At 67.7% G+C, this 13,160-nt stretch carries 14 protein-coding genes; 7 read left to right on the forward strand and 7 right to left on the reverse strand.

Annotation, left to right across the window (positions count from 1 at the left end; all coding sequences use genetic code 11):
* Window positions 1-26: 26 nt before the first annotated feature.
* The 3 genes from GUY30_RS00240 to GUY30_RS00250 form a co-directional block, all read right to left on the reverse strand.
* Complete coding sequence (locus GUY30_RS00240) at window positions 27-1,364, reverse strand: RNA polymerase sigma factor (protein WP_228281547.1); 1,338 nt, start codon at window positions 1,362-1,364, stop codon at window positions 27-29.
* Window positions 1,361-1,741 (reverse strand): YciI family protein, encoded by a 381-nt coding sequence (locus GUY30_RS00245; RefSeq protein WP_167193096.1) that lies wholly within the window; start codon window positions 1,739-1,741, stop codon window positions 1,361-1,363. The genes GUY30_RS00240 and GUY30_RS00245 overlap by 4 nt, the downstream gene beginning before the upstream one ends.
* Window positions 1,742-1,903: 162 nt before the next feature.
* Window positions 1,904-3,277 (reverse strand): FAD-binding oxidoreductase, encoded by a 1,374-nt coding sequence (locus tag GUY30_RS00250; protein ID WP_167193098.1) that lies wholly within the window; start codon window positions 3,275-3,277, stop codon window positions 1,904-1,906.
* 148 nt (window positions 3,278-3,425) lie between these two features.
* On the opposite strand from GUY30_RS00250, the gene GUY30_RS00255 reads away from it, so the two are divergent.
* The 3 genes from GUY30_RS00255 (at window position 3,426) to GUY30_RS00265 (ending at window position 6,856) form a co-directional block, all read left to right on the forward strand.
* Window positions 3,426-5,207, forward strand: coding sequence for a bifunctional 3'-5' exonuclease/DNA polymerase (locus tag GUY30_RS00255; protein WP_167193100.1), 1,782 nt, complete (start codon window positions 3,426-3,428; stop codon window positions 5,205-5,207).
* A gap of 82 nt (window positions 5,208-5,289) precedes the next feature.
* Window positions 5,290-6,372 carry an NAD(P)-dependent alcohol dehydrogenase gene (locus GUY30_RS00260; RefSeq protein WP_167193102.1) on the forward strand — a complete coding sequence of 361 codons (1,083 nt, stop codon included), beginning with the start codon at window positions 5,290-5,292 and terminating at the stop codon, window positions 6,370-6,372.
* Window positions 6,373-6,388: 16 nt separating this feature from the next.
* Complete coding sequence (locus GUY30_RS00265; RefSeq protein WP_228281548.1) at window positions 6,389-6,856, forward strand: VanZ family protein; 468 nt, start codon at window positions 6,389-6,391, stop codon at window positions 6,854-6,856.
* 36 nt (window positions 6,857-6,892) lie between these two features.
* Here GUY30_RS00265 and GUY30_RS00270 read toward each other — a convergent pair whose 3' ends face one another.
* Complete coding sequence (locus tag GUY30_RS00270) at window positions 6,893-7,366, reverse strand: MarR family winged helix-turn-helix transcriptional regulator (protein WP_167193104.1); 474 nt, start codon at window positions 7,364-7,366, stop codon at window positions 6,893-6,895.
* A gap of 98 nt (window positions 7,367-7,464) precedes the next feature.
* Here GUY30_RS00270 and GUY30_RS00275 point away from each other — a divergent pair, with 98 nt between their 5' ends.
* Window positions 7,465-7,839: a VOC family protein gene (locus GUY30_RS00275; RefSeq protein WP_167193106.1), complete on the forward strand. Its 375-nt coding sequence runs from the start codon at window positions 7,465-7,467 to the stop codon at window positions 7,837-7,839.
* On the opposite strand, the gene GUY30_RS00280 is transcribed toward GUY30_RS00275, so the two are convergent.
* From GUY30_RS00280 to GUY30_RS00290, 3 genes are all read right to left on the reverse strand, one after another.
* Window positions 7,840-8,271 (reverse strand): YdeI/OmpD-associated family protein, encoded by a 432-nt coding sequence (locus GUY30_RS00280; RefSeq protein ID WP_167193108.1) that lies wholly within the window; start codon window positions 8,269-8,271, stop codon window positions 7,840-7,842. It abuts the gene before it with no gap.
* A gap of 45 nt (window positions 8,272-8,316) precedes the next feature.
* Window positions 8,317-8,607 carry a methyltransferase family protein gene (locus GUY30_RS18085; RefSeq protein ID WP_323127765.1) on the reverse strand — a complete coding sequence of 97 codons (291 nt, stop codon included), beginning with the start codon at window positions 8,605-8,607 and terminating at the stop codon, window positions 8,317-8,319.
* Window positions 8,608-9,282: 675 nt separating this feature from the next.
* Window positions 9,283-10,188 carry a PhzF family phenazine biosynthesis protein gene (locus GUY30_RS00290; RefSeq protein WP_167193110.1) on the reverse strand — a complete coding sequence of 302 codons (906 nt, stop codon included), beginning with the start codon at window positions 10,186-10,188 and terminating at the stop codon, window positions 9,283-9,285.
* A gap of 178 nt (window positions 10,189-10,366) precedes the next feature.
* Between GUY30_RS00290 and GUY30_RS00295 the strand changes: the two genes are divergently transcribed.
* The 3 genes from GUY30_RS00295 to GUY30_RS00305 all read left to right on the forward strand — a co-directional run bounded on the left by GUY30_RS00295 (window position 10,367) and on the right by GUY30_RS00305 (window position 13,159).
* Complete coding sequence (locus tag GUY30_RS00295; protein ID WP_228281550.1) at window positions 10,367-11,473, forward strand: Gfo/Idh/MocA family protein; 1,107 nt, start codon at window positions 10,367-10,369, stop codon at window positions 11,471-11,473.
* Window positions 11,474-11,618: 145 nt separating this feature from the next.
* Window positions 11,619-12,368, forward strand: coding sequence for a M50 family metallopeptidase (locus tag GUY30_RS00300; RefSeq protein WP_167193112.1), 750 nt, complete (start codon window positions 11,619-11,621; stop codon window positions 12,366-12,368).
* Between the two features lie 113 nt (window positions 12,369-12,481).
* Window positions 12,482-13,159, forward strand: a complete 678-nt coding sequence (locus GUY30_RS00305) for an HAD family hydrolase (protein WP_167193113.1) — start codon at window positions 12,482-12,484, stop codon at window positions 13,157-13,159.
* The last annotated feature ends 1 nt before the right edge of the window (window position 13,160 follow it).

The raw sequence follows: 13,160 nt of genomic DNA on the forward strand, positions 1-13,160 counted from the left end.
ATCCCGAAGACGAGGTGACGTCCGTCTCAGGTGAGTCCTACCGAGAGGTAGGCGCGTTCGGCGGGGTCGGTCGTCAGGTCGAGGGCGCGGCGACGGGCGCCGGCCGCCTCGTCTGTGCGGCCGAGGCGGGTGAGCAGATGAGCCCGCAGCACCCAGGCAGGTTGGAACGCGGAGAGGCGCTTATCGTCTTGGCCGTCCGGGTCGAAGCCCAGCGCGTCGAGTGCTGTCAGTCCCGCCGCGGGGCCGTCGACCTCGGCGAGGACGGCGGCCCGGGAGACGGATCCGCCCAGGCTCGGTGCGATGCGCTCGAGGTCGTCGTGGAGGCGCAGCAGCATCGGCCAGTCCGTCGTCCCGTCCCGGATCCCGGCCATATGGAGGAGCTGGATCGCGGCTTCGAGTCCGAAGCGGCCGACGTGTCCGCAGCGATGGACCTCGACGAGGTGGCCCTGACCGGCGTCGGTGAGTGATCGGTCCCAGCGGTCCGGGTCCTGGTCGGACAGGGGCACGAACCGTCCGGCGGCGTCCCGGCGGGCGGGAAAGCGGGCGGCCGAGAGGTGGATGAGGGCGGCCAGTCCGTGGGCTTCGCCGTCACCCGGACACAGCTCGGCCAACAGTGAAGACAAGTAGACGGCCTCGCCGATCATGCCCTCACGCGGTTCGGCCGCCGCGTGCGCCCATTCGATCGCGAAGGCTCCGTAGATGGCCTCCTGCACATCCGGCAGGCGGGACTCGAGGTCGAGGCGATCGGGTTCGCCGAAGCCGATGCCGAGCGCTGCGACCCGTTTCTTCGCCCTGGTCAGACGGGCAGAGACCGTGGCGGCGGGCAGAGCCATCGCAGCAGCGATCTGCTTCGCCGTCATCCCCATCACGGCCGAGAGCATGAGCATCGGACGTGCGGCCGCGTCGATGTCGGGATGCGCGCAGGCGGCGAGGAGTTCGAGGCGCTGATCGGGCAGGGCATCGAGGTCGAAATCGGCAGGGTCGGAGCTCTCGGGATCAATCTGTGTGGGATCAGTGCGCGCGGGATCGATGCTCGAACGATGGGCGCCGTGGCGGTCCGTCGGCCGGTCGAGGACGTCGTCGTCGAGGGCGGCGGCTGTCCGGGTCGCCGCGGACTTCCACACGTCCCTGCGGGCGTTGAGCGCCACCCGGTGGAGCCAGCCCTCGGGATTGCCGGGTGGGCCCTGGGCTCGCCACGCTGTGACGGCCCGTTCGAGCGCGGTGGCCAGGGCATCCTCGGCGCCGGCGATGTCACCGTCGGCCGCGGCGATGAGCGCGATGATCCTGCCCCAGCCGTCCTGGGACAGGATCATCGCGCGATCGGCCGGAGCGGGATCTGCCACGGATTCGGCCGGGTCGGTCACGGGCGGGTCCAGGCCCCATCGACGAACGACGTCGCGGCGGGACGGACCTCGATGGTCCCGTAGCTCGTGCCGGGGAACTTCTCGGCCCAGGCCAGGGCGGCCTCTGCATCGGGGACGTCGATGACGACGACTCCGGCCAGGTCCTCCTTCGCGGCGGCGAAGGGTCCGTCCTCGATGACGACCTCTCCCGTCCGGCGGGTCACGGTCTTCGTCTCTGTGTGGGGTGCGAGCATCTCCCAGGCGACGAAGACTCCGCCCGAGGTCAGGGCCTGACCGAAGTCGTCCATGAGACGCATCATCTCCTGGAAGTCCTCCGCGGAGGGGGCGGGGCCGTCGGCACCGGGTTCGGGGGCGTGGAAGATGAGTGAGTAGCGCATTGCCTGTCTCCGTTCCTTCTGTGCGGCCGTATTTCGGTCGCTCACAGAGAAGACGATCGAATCAACGTCGATTCAACCCCTGGGCAGAATTCTTCCACGAAATCCCATCGCCGAGGCGGTCCCGACCCCGCCGAGGCGGTCATCCCAGGCCGGGAGTCGTCCTCACACCATCCCGGTGTAGACCGATCCGGGGTTGAAGATGTTGTCCGGATCGAGGGCCTGTTTGATCCGGTGGTTGAGCTCCATGACGTCCTCGCCGAGGTAGGGCGCGAGCCACGGTGCCTTGAGTCGGCCGACGCCGTGCTCACCGGTGATCGTCCCGCCCAGCCCTGTGGCCAGATCCATGACCTCGCCGTAGGCGATCTGCGCGCGCTTCTGCTGTTCCTCATCCTTGGGATCGAGGACGAGCAGCGGATGCGTGTTGCCGTCGCCGGCGTGCGCGATGACGGCGATCGTCACATCGCGGTCGGCCGCGATCTTCTCGATGCCGAGGACCAGGTCGCCGAGCTTCGGCAGCGGAACGCCGACGTCCTCGAGCAGCAGCGCACCCTTCTTCTCCACGGCCGGGATCGCGATCCGGCGAGCCGTGACGAAGGCTTCGCTCTCCTCGGGGTCGGTCGTGAGGTAGCACTCGGAGGCCGCGTTGCTGTTGCAGATCTCCTCGATGATCGCCGCCTGAGCGCTCGCGTGCTCTCCGGGTTCGTCGGACTGGATGACGAGCATGCCCTCGGCCTCACGGTCGAGACCCATCTTCAGCTCGTCCTCGACAGCGTTGATCGAGGGCTTGTCCATGAACTCGAGCATCGAGGGCCGCATCGCCTTCGCAATGTCGAGGACGGCGTTCGTGGCGTCGGCGAGCTTCGGGAACATCGCAACGACGGTCGTCGGGGGCAGCTGGGCGGGGATGAGGCGCAGGGTCACCTCGGTGATCACGCCCAGGGTCCCCTCCGAGCCGACGAACAGCTTCGTCAGCGGCAGGCCGGCAACGTCCTTGAGCCGGGGTCCGCCGAGCTTCACGGCCCGACCGTCGGCGAGGACGACGGTCATCCCGAGGACGTAGTCCGTGGTCACGCCGTACTTCACGCAGCACAGTCCGCCGGCGTTCGTGGCGATGTTTCCGCCGATGGAGCAGAACTCGAAGGACGAGGGGTCCGGCGGGTACCAGAGGCCGTGCTCGGCCGCGGCGGCTTTGACCTCGGCGTTGAAGGCGCCCGGCTGGACGGTGGCCATGCGGGTGACCGGGTCGATGCTGATCTCGCGCATCCTGTCCAGGGACAGCACGATTCCGCCGTCGATCGCGGAGCTGCCTCCCGACAGGCCGGAGCCGGCGCCGCGGGGCACGATCGGGACCTTCGCCTCGGCGGCGATGCGCACCACCGTCTGCACCTCCTCGGTGGAGGTCACCCGGACCACGGCGGCGGGCACCCCGGCGTCGGGATCGTTCGCGCGGTCCCAGCGGTAGGCATCCATCGATTCGGGATCGGTTATGACTGCCGCGGCCGGCAGGGCGGAGGTGAGCGAGGAGACAACGTCCATGTTGCGTATCTGCCTTTCGAGCGGAGTTCGGCACCCGGAATTCGCTCTTGACGTTACCAGGAACACGTTCGCCGCGTACGGCCAGGGTCAGGGTGCGGACGGGCGCTCGGAAGGTCGTCCGCGAGCACCCGCGGCGTAGGCTGGATCCATGACCTCCGCCCCCGATCAGCCGCCCGCCGCCTGCGTGCTCGGCACGCTGCCCGGCACGGGGTTCGAGGGCCGCCGGATCGGGATCGTCGACCTCGATCGCGACGGTCGGGAGATCGATCGGATCGACCTCGCCGAGGAGGCCTTGCCCGACCATGTCCGTGACCGTGAGAACGGGGCCCGGGGAGGGCAGAACGGCTCCCGCCCGCGCTGGATCTTCAGCGACACCCCGAAATGGTATCCGCCTTTGTTGGCCGCCGGAGTGAGCATCGAACGCTGCCACGATCTGCGCTTGGCTCATGCGATCCTCGCCCGCTCCGAACTCGTCACCGCACCCGAGGCGGTGCGCGCTGCCGCCGACTGGGACGCCGCACCCGCCGATGCCGCCGCACCCGAACAGGCGGCCGCTCTCTTCGACATCGATGCCGGGCGCGGATTCATCCCCCAGGTTCCGCACGACCTCGAGACGACTCTGGCCGAATATGCGCGGCAGACCGCGGCGATCGAAACCGCGAGCGACCCGGGACGGCTGCGGCTGCTGCTCGCCGCGGAATCGGCGGGAGGACTCGTCGCCGCGGAGATGCGCGCGGCAGGTGTGCCCTGGGATGAGGCCGAACATGATCGGATCCTCACCGAATTGCTCGGGCCCCGGCCGATCCGCGACGGGAAGCCGGAGAAGATGCTCGCCAAGGCCGAGGAGGTCCGGGCCGCTCTCGACGATCCGCGGGTCAACCTCGATTCGCCGAACCGACTGCTCGCGGCACTGCGCAATGCGGGAATCAACGTCGCCTCGACCTCGAAATGGGAGCTGCAGACGAGCGAGCATCCCGCGATCGAACCCTTGCTCGAGTACAAGAAGATGGCCCGGCTGCTCTCCGCCAACGGCTGGCACTGGCTCGACGAGTGGGTCGATGAGGGCCGCTACCGGCCGGTCTATGTGCCCGGCGGGGTCGTCACCGGACGGTGGGCGGCCAGTGGGGGAGGGGCCCTGCAGATTCCACGGCAGCTGCGGCCGGCGCTGCGCGCCGACGAGGGGTGGCGGCTCGTCTCCGCCGACGTCGCCCAGCTCGAACCCCGCGCGCTCGCCGCAATGTCGGGCGACCGGGCGATGGCTGCAGCCGGCTACGGCCGCGACCTCTACTCCGGGCTCGTCGACGCCGGCGTCGTGGCCACCCGGCAGGAGGCGAAGATCGCCGTCCTCGGCGCGATGTACGGATCGACGACCGGGGAGGCCGGGGCCCTGGTGCCGCGGCTGCGGCAGAATTTCCCCGCCGCGATGCACCTCGTCGATTCCGCCGCCGAGGCGGGACGACAGGGCGGAGTCGTGTCCACCTGGCTGGGTCGGACCTCCCCACCTCCGGGCGAGGGTTGGCAGCGACTGCAGAGGGCGGCGAACCGCTTCGACGCCACCGGCGCCGATGAGCAGAGAGCGCGGCGGGCCGCCGGTGACCAGGGACGATTCACCCGCAACTTCGTCGTCCAGGGCACCGCTGCCGAATGGGCGCTGGCCTGGTTGGCCGACCTGCGGCTGCGCCTGGACCGACTGCCGGAGGTCGACGGCACCTACCCGGCGACCGCCTCGGGGCCGGTGTTCGCCCGCCGAGCCCACCTCGTCTTCTTCCTCCATGACGAGGTCATCGTCCATGCCCCGGCCGAACAGGCCGATCAGGCGGCGGAGGCGATCAGGGCGGCGGCCGCCTCGGCGGGTCGATTGCTGTTCGGGGATGCCCCCGTCGATTTCCCGCTCGACCTCAGCATCGGTGAGCGGGCGATCAAAGAATAAGTCCATGTGCATGGAATAGACTGCGAGCCGCAGGCGCTGGACGATGTGGCCCAGCAACGGACACGGAATCCAAGGAGAGCACATGAGCATCAGCGTCAAGGCACTGCAGAAGACCGGACCGGACCAGCCGTTCCGCGTGGCCACGATCGAACGCCGGGATCCCCGACCCGATGACGTCGTCATCGACATCAAGGCCGCAGGCATCTGCCACAGCGACATCCACACCATCCGCAACGAATGGGGCGAGGCGCACTTCCCGCTCACCGTCGGCCACGAGATCGCCGGCGTCGTCGAGGCAGTCGGTTCCGATGTCACTGATTGGAAGGTCGGCGACCGCGTGGGCGTGGGCTGCATGGTCAACTCGTGCGGCGAATGTGAGGAATGCCGGGCCGGTCAGGAGCAGAACTGCCTGAACGGCAGCGTCGGCACGTACAACGTCGAAGACGTCGACGGCACGATCACCCAGGGCGGATACGCGCAGAAGGTCGTCGTCAACGAACGCTTCGTCTGCCGGATCCCCGATGCGCTCGACTTCGACGTCGCCGCCCCGCTGCTGTGCGCGGGCATCACCACCTATGCACCGCTCAACCGCTGGGGTGCCGCTGAGTTGAAGAACGGTGCTCCCAAGCAGGTCGCCGTGCTCGGACTCGGCGGACTCGGCCACATGGGTGTCCAGATCGCCGCGGCCATGGGCGCGCAAGTCACCGTGCTCTCGCGCACGCTGAAGAAGGAAGCCGCGGCACTGGAACTCGGTGCGCAGCGGATGCTCGCCACCACCGACGAGAACTTCTTCTCCGACCACGCCGGCGAGTTCGACCTCATCCTCAACACCATCAGCGCCGACATCCCCGTCAACCGCTACCTGCGACTGCTCAAGCCGCGCGGGGTCATGGCCGTCGTCGGGCTGCCGCCGGAGAAGCAGGAGTTCTCCTTCGGTGCCGTCATCGGCGGGGCCAAGGCGATCGCCGGATCGAACATCGGCGGCATCGCCGAGACACAGGAGATGCTCGACTTCTGCGCCGAGCACGGCATCGCCGCGAAGATCGAGACGATCCCCGTCACCGAGGCGGACGCCGCCTATGATCGAGTCGTGGCCGGAGATGTGGTCTTCCGCGTCGTCATCGACACGGCGAGCTTCGACGACGTCGAGGCCGTCGCCGTCTAGTCGGTCAGGGCAAGCGATGACGGGTGCGAGGCGACAGCTGCGGACGGTGCCGTTGGCGCTGCTCATCCTCTACACGGTCTGCATCGGCTTCGTCACGCTCACGCCCAACCAGATGGACACGGGTCCCGGCTCGTTCATCGCGGGCCTGCTCGAGTTCCTCGCCTCCCACCGGGTGACCGCGTGGATCGACTACGACATCCTCGAGAAGCTCGCCAATGTCGGAATGTTCATCCCCTTCGGTCTGCTCGTGGCTCTCCAGTGCGGCCGAAGCCGCTGGTGGGTCGGCTGGGTCGCGGGCATCGCGTTCACGTGCCTCATCGAGGGCGCTCAGGCGACCCTGCTCTCACCCACGCGCTTCGCCACGGTCAGCGATCTCGTCACGAACAGCCTCGGCGCGGGAATCGGAGCGGTGGTCGGCCTCATCGTCATGACGATCTGGCCGCCGAGGATGGACCGGGTTCCCGTCGATCACGAGGTCCGGTGAGGCCGGGTCCCGGTGACGGCCGTGTGCCGCCGGCCCTCAGCCGCCCTCCGACTCCTCGAGCGCTGCGATGCACTGGCCGAGCGCCTCGGTGACCATCGTCCGAGTCTCTTCATCGAGCGGTGAGACCATGCGAGCCGTGACCACCTCGACGCGGGAGACGGCCTGATCGAGCGCCTCAACGCCTGCCGGGGTGAGGCGAGTGGGCAGGATGCGACCGGAGTCCGCCTTGGCCGGTCTCGTGATCAGCCCCCGTTCCTGGAGTCCGCGCAGAAGCGTATTCATCGTCTGCCGGGTGACGAAGGCGCCGCGGGCGAGCTCGGAATTCGACGCTCCCGGCCGTCGCCGCAGCTGCTCGAGGCAGTTGTACTGCGGCGTGGTCAGCTCCAACGGTCGGAGCGTCTCATCCATTCGGGACCGCAGCGCCGACTGCAGATGTTTGAGCTGATAGCCGAGCAGCGACTCGAGCCTGTCCTCTCCGACGGCTTCTCCAGCTTTAGTCTCTTGACTCATGTAAGCATTCTGACATACATGTCTGATGTCAGGTTACTGACATAAGACGAGAGCGGGTCCTGCCATGCGGCGGGATGCCGAAAGAGAAGGAGAACACCATGAATGCGTCAGTGAGCGGTCCGGACTTCATCGCCTTGCAGGTGCGCGACGTGGAAGCGGCCGCACAGTTCTACGAATCGCAGCTCGGGCTGACCCGAGCCCCGGCCGCCCCGCCCGGAGCGGTCGTGTTCACGACCTCGCCGATCCCCTTTGCCGTGCGCGAACCGCTGCCCGGCGTCGACCTCGACTCCGGCGATCGCCCGGGAAACGGAGTGGCGCTGTGGCTGAGGTGCGATGATGCGCAGACACTGCATGATTCCCTCGCCGAGGCGGGGGTGGAGATCCTCCGTGCGCCCGCACCCAGCCCCTTCGGGCTGACCTTCACGTTCACCGATCCCGACGGCTATGCGGTGACCCTGCACGACGCAGGGTGATCAGCGCAGCGAATCGACGATCTTTGCGATCCGGCGATCTCGGGTCTCCTCGGCCTTCGCCGAGGTCACCTGTCGCACATGCTCTTTGCGCTTCGACGGAGCGAGCGCATCGAAAGCCGCGCGGACATCCGCGGCGGCGAGAGCCTCGGCGAGGGAATCGGGAACCGGGGTCTCCCGGTTCGAGGTGTCGTGAGTCAGCGTCACCTCGTGGGTCTCACTGCCGGCGACCCCGATCTTCTCCCGGTGTTCCTTGGCCAGCGGGAGCAGGTACTTTCCGCCCATCACCGCGGTCGTCGAGGGATAGGAATAGCCTTCGATCGTGACGATGACCGGGACCCGCTTGCCCACGCCGAAGCCGAGGACGATGTCCTCGGGAACCTCGATGCCGACATTGTTGCCCAGAGCGAGAAGTTCGGTGGTGAACGTGACCATGGGGCCTCCTCGGTGAGTGGTCGTTCTCAGCCGAGCGTAGGCCGATCAGTCCTCGTCGACAAGGTCGGGAGACGATTCGGCGGTCGAGAATGTCGGCCACCAGCAGCGCACCCGCTTGGCGTAGTCGCGGTATTCGTCACCGAAGCGTTCGATGAGGTCGGCCTCCTCGTGGGGGCGGATGAGCCAGTTCCACAGCAGCGAGCCGATGAGTGCGTACACGACGACGAGCCACGAACCGATGAGCAGACCCATCGACACGCCCTGGACGATGCCCGCAATGGCCATCGGGTTGCGGACGAACGCATAGGGTCCGCGATTGACCAGGTGATGGGCCATCTGGGAGGGCAGCGGGGTGCCGGAGCCGAAGTTCGCGATCGCTCGGGCCCGACCAGACGCCGACGCTGGAGAGGGCGAGCAGGGCGAAGCCGACGACGACGAGGAGGATCGGGAACTTGTAGGCCAGATTCCACCGGTCTTCGAAGGCTTTGATGATGACGGGGATGATGACGAGGAAGATGCCCCAGAAGACGACGATCTGAATCGTCGTGTGCACGAGCACGCGAGAACGCACTCGAGTATGGGAGCTGTGGAATGCGAAGGGTCCGACCAGGAGCTTCTCGGTGGGGATGCGGCCGAGGAGCATGAGCACACCGGCGAAGACGCTGCCGATCGCGGCGAAGATCATGAGGACGGCACCGAGCCCCGCCTCGGTGGTGGCAGTGGCATAGATGACCATGACCAGGGCCACGAGCACGGTCCAGCCGGTGGCGATCCACACGGCCCAGCGGAAGTTGAGCGCGGCCAGGGCGGAGCCGATGACGAAGAGGGGGATGTCGACGATCGCGATGAGCAGCGGATTGATCCCGCCGAGCGTCGCGTCCGCCACGGTCGGCATCAACGCGGTGGCCAGCCACCACGCCGCACCGGCCAGTGCCTGGAGGGCGAAGTACATGCGGCCGTGGAAGATGCGCAGCCGCTTCTTCGGCTTGTTCGCTTCGGTGAGATGTCGATTCATGTGTGCACCGTCCCGCGGACGCAGATGGACGTGGCTCCGCCGACCCAGATCTCGTCAGCTTCGGCCGTGATGGAGATGACTCCGGAGCGGCCGAGCGCGGTCCCCTGAGTCGCGGTGTAGCTGTTCGGGGCCAGGTTCTCGCTGATGAGCCATTGGGCGACGGAGGCGTTGAGGCTGCCAGTCACCGGATCCTCGGCGACGCCGACTCCGGGCACGAAGGCGCGGATCTCGTATTCGTGGTCCGCGCCGTCCGGGTGGGCGCCGAGAACGCCGAGCTTCGCATCGGGGATCGCCGAGAAGTCGGGGTTGAGAGCGAGAACCTGTTCGGCGCTGGCCAGCCGCACGGCCGCCCAGCCGGGTCCGTTGTCGGCCCACTGGTGATCGAGGATCTCGGCGCGATCGACGCCGAGGGCGGTCGCGATCTGGTCGACGTAGGTTTCGTCGAGCGGACCCGAGCGCAGGCGATCGGGGGCGGCGAAGGCGAGGGTCTCGGAGAGTTCGACGGTCGGGTCGGTCTGGTTGGTCAGGTCGGTTGTTTGGGTCGGGCCGCCTCGGCGAGGGGATCTGCGGATGTCGACGAGGCCGGCACCGCATTCCTGGACGATGCGGTCCTCGTGCTTCGGGGCGCCGCCGGCGTCGAGCCAGGCCGCGGCCGAGCCGAGCGTGGGGTGGCCGGCGAAGGGCAGCTCCCGGTGCGGGGTGAAGATGCGCAGGCGGTAGTCGGCCCCGGGATCGTCGGGTGGGAGGACGAAGGTGGTCTCGGACAGGTTCGTCCAGTTCGCAATGCGGGCCATCTGCGTCTCATCGAGGCCATCGGCGTCGACGATGACCGCGACGGGGTTGCCCTGGAAGGGCACGGCAGAGAAGACATCGACCTGGGCGAAACGACGGTGCTGTGACAATGACACTCCTTCGCATGATGCGGACCACGCTGCGAGCGGGGGACTGCGCGGGCGCTTCTCACAGTGTAAAGGCCCAGGCCGGAGCGTCGGTGGATTGGCCCCTGTTGGCGCGGGGGTGTCAGCTGCGGAGGGCGGCGGTTCGGTCGACTCGGTGCGACCGGTGATTGCATAATGAGGCATGCACTCAGGTGACACTGCGCGGGGACGAGGTCCTCGCATCGGAATGCTCGGCGGCGGGTTCATGGGCCGCGTCCACAGTCGAGCCGCACGTTCGGCCGGAGCCGTGCTCGACTCGGTCGCATCGTCGCGGCCGGAGAGATCGGCACAAGCGGCGGCGAATCTCGGCTTCGAGAATTCGACTGCGCCCGACGAACTGCTCGGCCGCACCTTCGACGCAATCCACATCTGCACGCCCAACGACGTCCACGCGGCACAGTCCCTGCAGGCGCTGGACGCGGGGTCGAACATCATCTGCGAGAAGCCCTTGGCCACTGATTCGGCCGCCGCGCGTGCCGTGTTGGCCCGCGCCGACGAGGCGGGTCTGCTTGGGACCGTTCCGTTCGTCTATCGCTACCACCCGATGGTGCGCGAGGCCCGCGCCCGATTCCGCGAGGGGCAAGCCGGGACGCTGCTGACCGTCGACGCCGGATACCTCCAGGACTGGCTGCTCGGCTCGGGCGACGAGAACTGGCGAGTCGACTCCGAACGCGGCGGCCCCTCGCGGGCCTTCGCCGATATCGGCTCCCACCTCGTCGACCTCATCGAGTTCATCGTCGACGACCGGATATCGTCCCTGGTGGCGACCATGAGAACCGTTCACCCTCGCCGAGGCGGCACCACGGTGACCACGGAGGACACCGTGGCTGCAACCGTCGAGTTCTCCGGCGGCGCCATCGGTTCGCTGCTGGTGTCCCAGCTGGCTCCCGGACGCAAGAACGGACTGACCGTGGAGATCGCCGGCACCGAAGCGAGCATGCGCTTCGAGCAGGAGCAGCCCGAGCAGCTGTGGTTCGGCAAGCGCGCTGACAGCCGCCCCCTCGTCCGCGATCCCGACTCTCTGTCCGCCGATGCCGCGCGTCTGTGTATGGTCCCGGCCGGCCATCCGCAGGGATACCAGGATGCGTTCAATGGCTTCGTCGCCGACTCCTATGCCTACTTCGCCGGCGAGCGACCCGAAGGTCTGCCGACTCTGCGAGACGGGGTGCGAGCCGTGCTCGTGACGGAGGCCGTGCTGCGGTCGGTACACGAACGTTCTTGGGTCGATGTCGAGTCGCTGGCCGTCTAAGCGCCGTGACCTCCGGCACCATGGGCACCCCGACTGCCCGAACCATGGGCACCGTGACCTCCTGAGTCATCGGAGCCCCGACCTCCTGAATCGCTGAGGAGGTCCTGAGGGTCCCGCTCAGGAGCGGTTCGTACACTGGGCCGCTATGGACTTCAAGCAGGCAACGGCGACGTGGTGGGACGCTATCACCTCGGGCTTCGGGCGACAGGACGGACTCGAGCTCGACGTCCTCGGGCTCGTGCTCGTCATCGGAATTCCCCTGGTCGTGACCGTGACTCCGGGGATCTGGAGGTTCTTCGGACTGTTCGTGACCTTCGTCCACGAGCTCGGTCACGCTTTCGCCGCCCTGATGACGGGGCGCGTGGTCAAAGGGATCTCGCTGAACTTCGACCATTCGGGGCAGATGAACTCCTTCGGCCGAGTCGGCTTCTCAGCCACCTGGGCGGGTTTCTGGGGATATCCGGCACCGGGCGTGCTCGGACTCGTTCTGGCCACCTCGGCGGTCTTCGGTTGGGCCCCCTTGGCCCTGTCGGTGGGTGCGCTGATCCTGTTGGTCGCACTCATCTTCATCCGGAACCTCGCCGGTGCGATCATCGCCGTGATCACGGCGATCGCGGCGCAGCTCGTCGTCGTGTTCCTGCCGTTGGAATGGATCTCGGTCTTCGTCGCAGCACTCGGCACGGCGCTGACGATCGGATCGCTCAAGGACCTCGTCAAGGTCATCCGCGTCCACACCCGCAGACGCCATGTGCAGCAGTCCGATGCCTATATCCTCGCCCAGGGCTCGTCGTTGCCCGCCGGTGGCTGGCTGACGCTGTTCGCGCTGGTCATCATCGTCTGCGCGCTCGCCACAGCGCGGGTGCTGTACACGGCGGTGTCGGTCGGCGCGGTGTGATCGCGGGGTTCCCGGGGATTATTGGGTTCCCGGGGTCCTGAGCTGGTGGGGCGAAGGAACCGTGAACCGGCGGGCCGTGATTCCGTGTCAGTGGCGGATGGCAGAATCGGAGCATGGCCCCACATCCGAAATTCTCCGCTGTCCTCTTCGATTGTGACGGGGTCCTCGTCGACTCCGAAAGCATCACGAACGGCGTGCTCCACCAGATGCTGCAGGAACTCGGCTGGCAGCTGACCGCCGAGGAGTGCATTGCGCGATTCGTCGGCAAGATGCTCCGCGACGAGGCCGACGTCATCGAGGAACACACCGGCTTCCGCATCGACATGGAGTGGATGAACGAGTTCCGCCGACGGCGCAATGCCCAGCTCGAGGCTTCCCTCAAGGCGATTCCGGGCGTCGTCGACGCGGTTCACCGCATCGCCGGGATCTACCCGGGCAGAATCGCCTGCGCCTCGGGAGCCGACCGTCCGAAGATCGAGCTGCAGCTGCGCAAGATCGGCCTCTTCGATGCCTTCGACGGCCGGATCTTCTCCGGCCTGGAACAGCCGAATTCGAAGCCCGCCCCCGACGTCTACTTGGCTGCCGCCGAATCGTTGCAGATCAACCCCGCCGAGGCGGCCGTGGTCGAAGATTCCCCGACCGGCGTGATCGCTGGTGCCGCGGCCCGATCCCATGTGCTCGGGTTCTGCCCGGATTCTCCCGTGCATCAGAGCGCGGAGACGCTGTTGGCTGCGGGAGCTGCCGAGACCTTCAGCGCGATGGCGCAGCTGCCTGCGCTGTTGACCGACTAGC

This window comes from Brevibacterium pigmentatum (genome assembly GCF_011617465.1).
In the GTDB taxonomy this organism is placed as follows: domain Bacteria; phylum Actinomycetota; class Actinomycetes; order Actinomycetales; family Brevibacteriaceae; genus Brevibacterium; species Brevibacterium pigmentatum.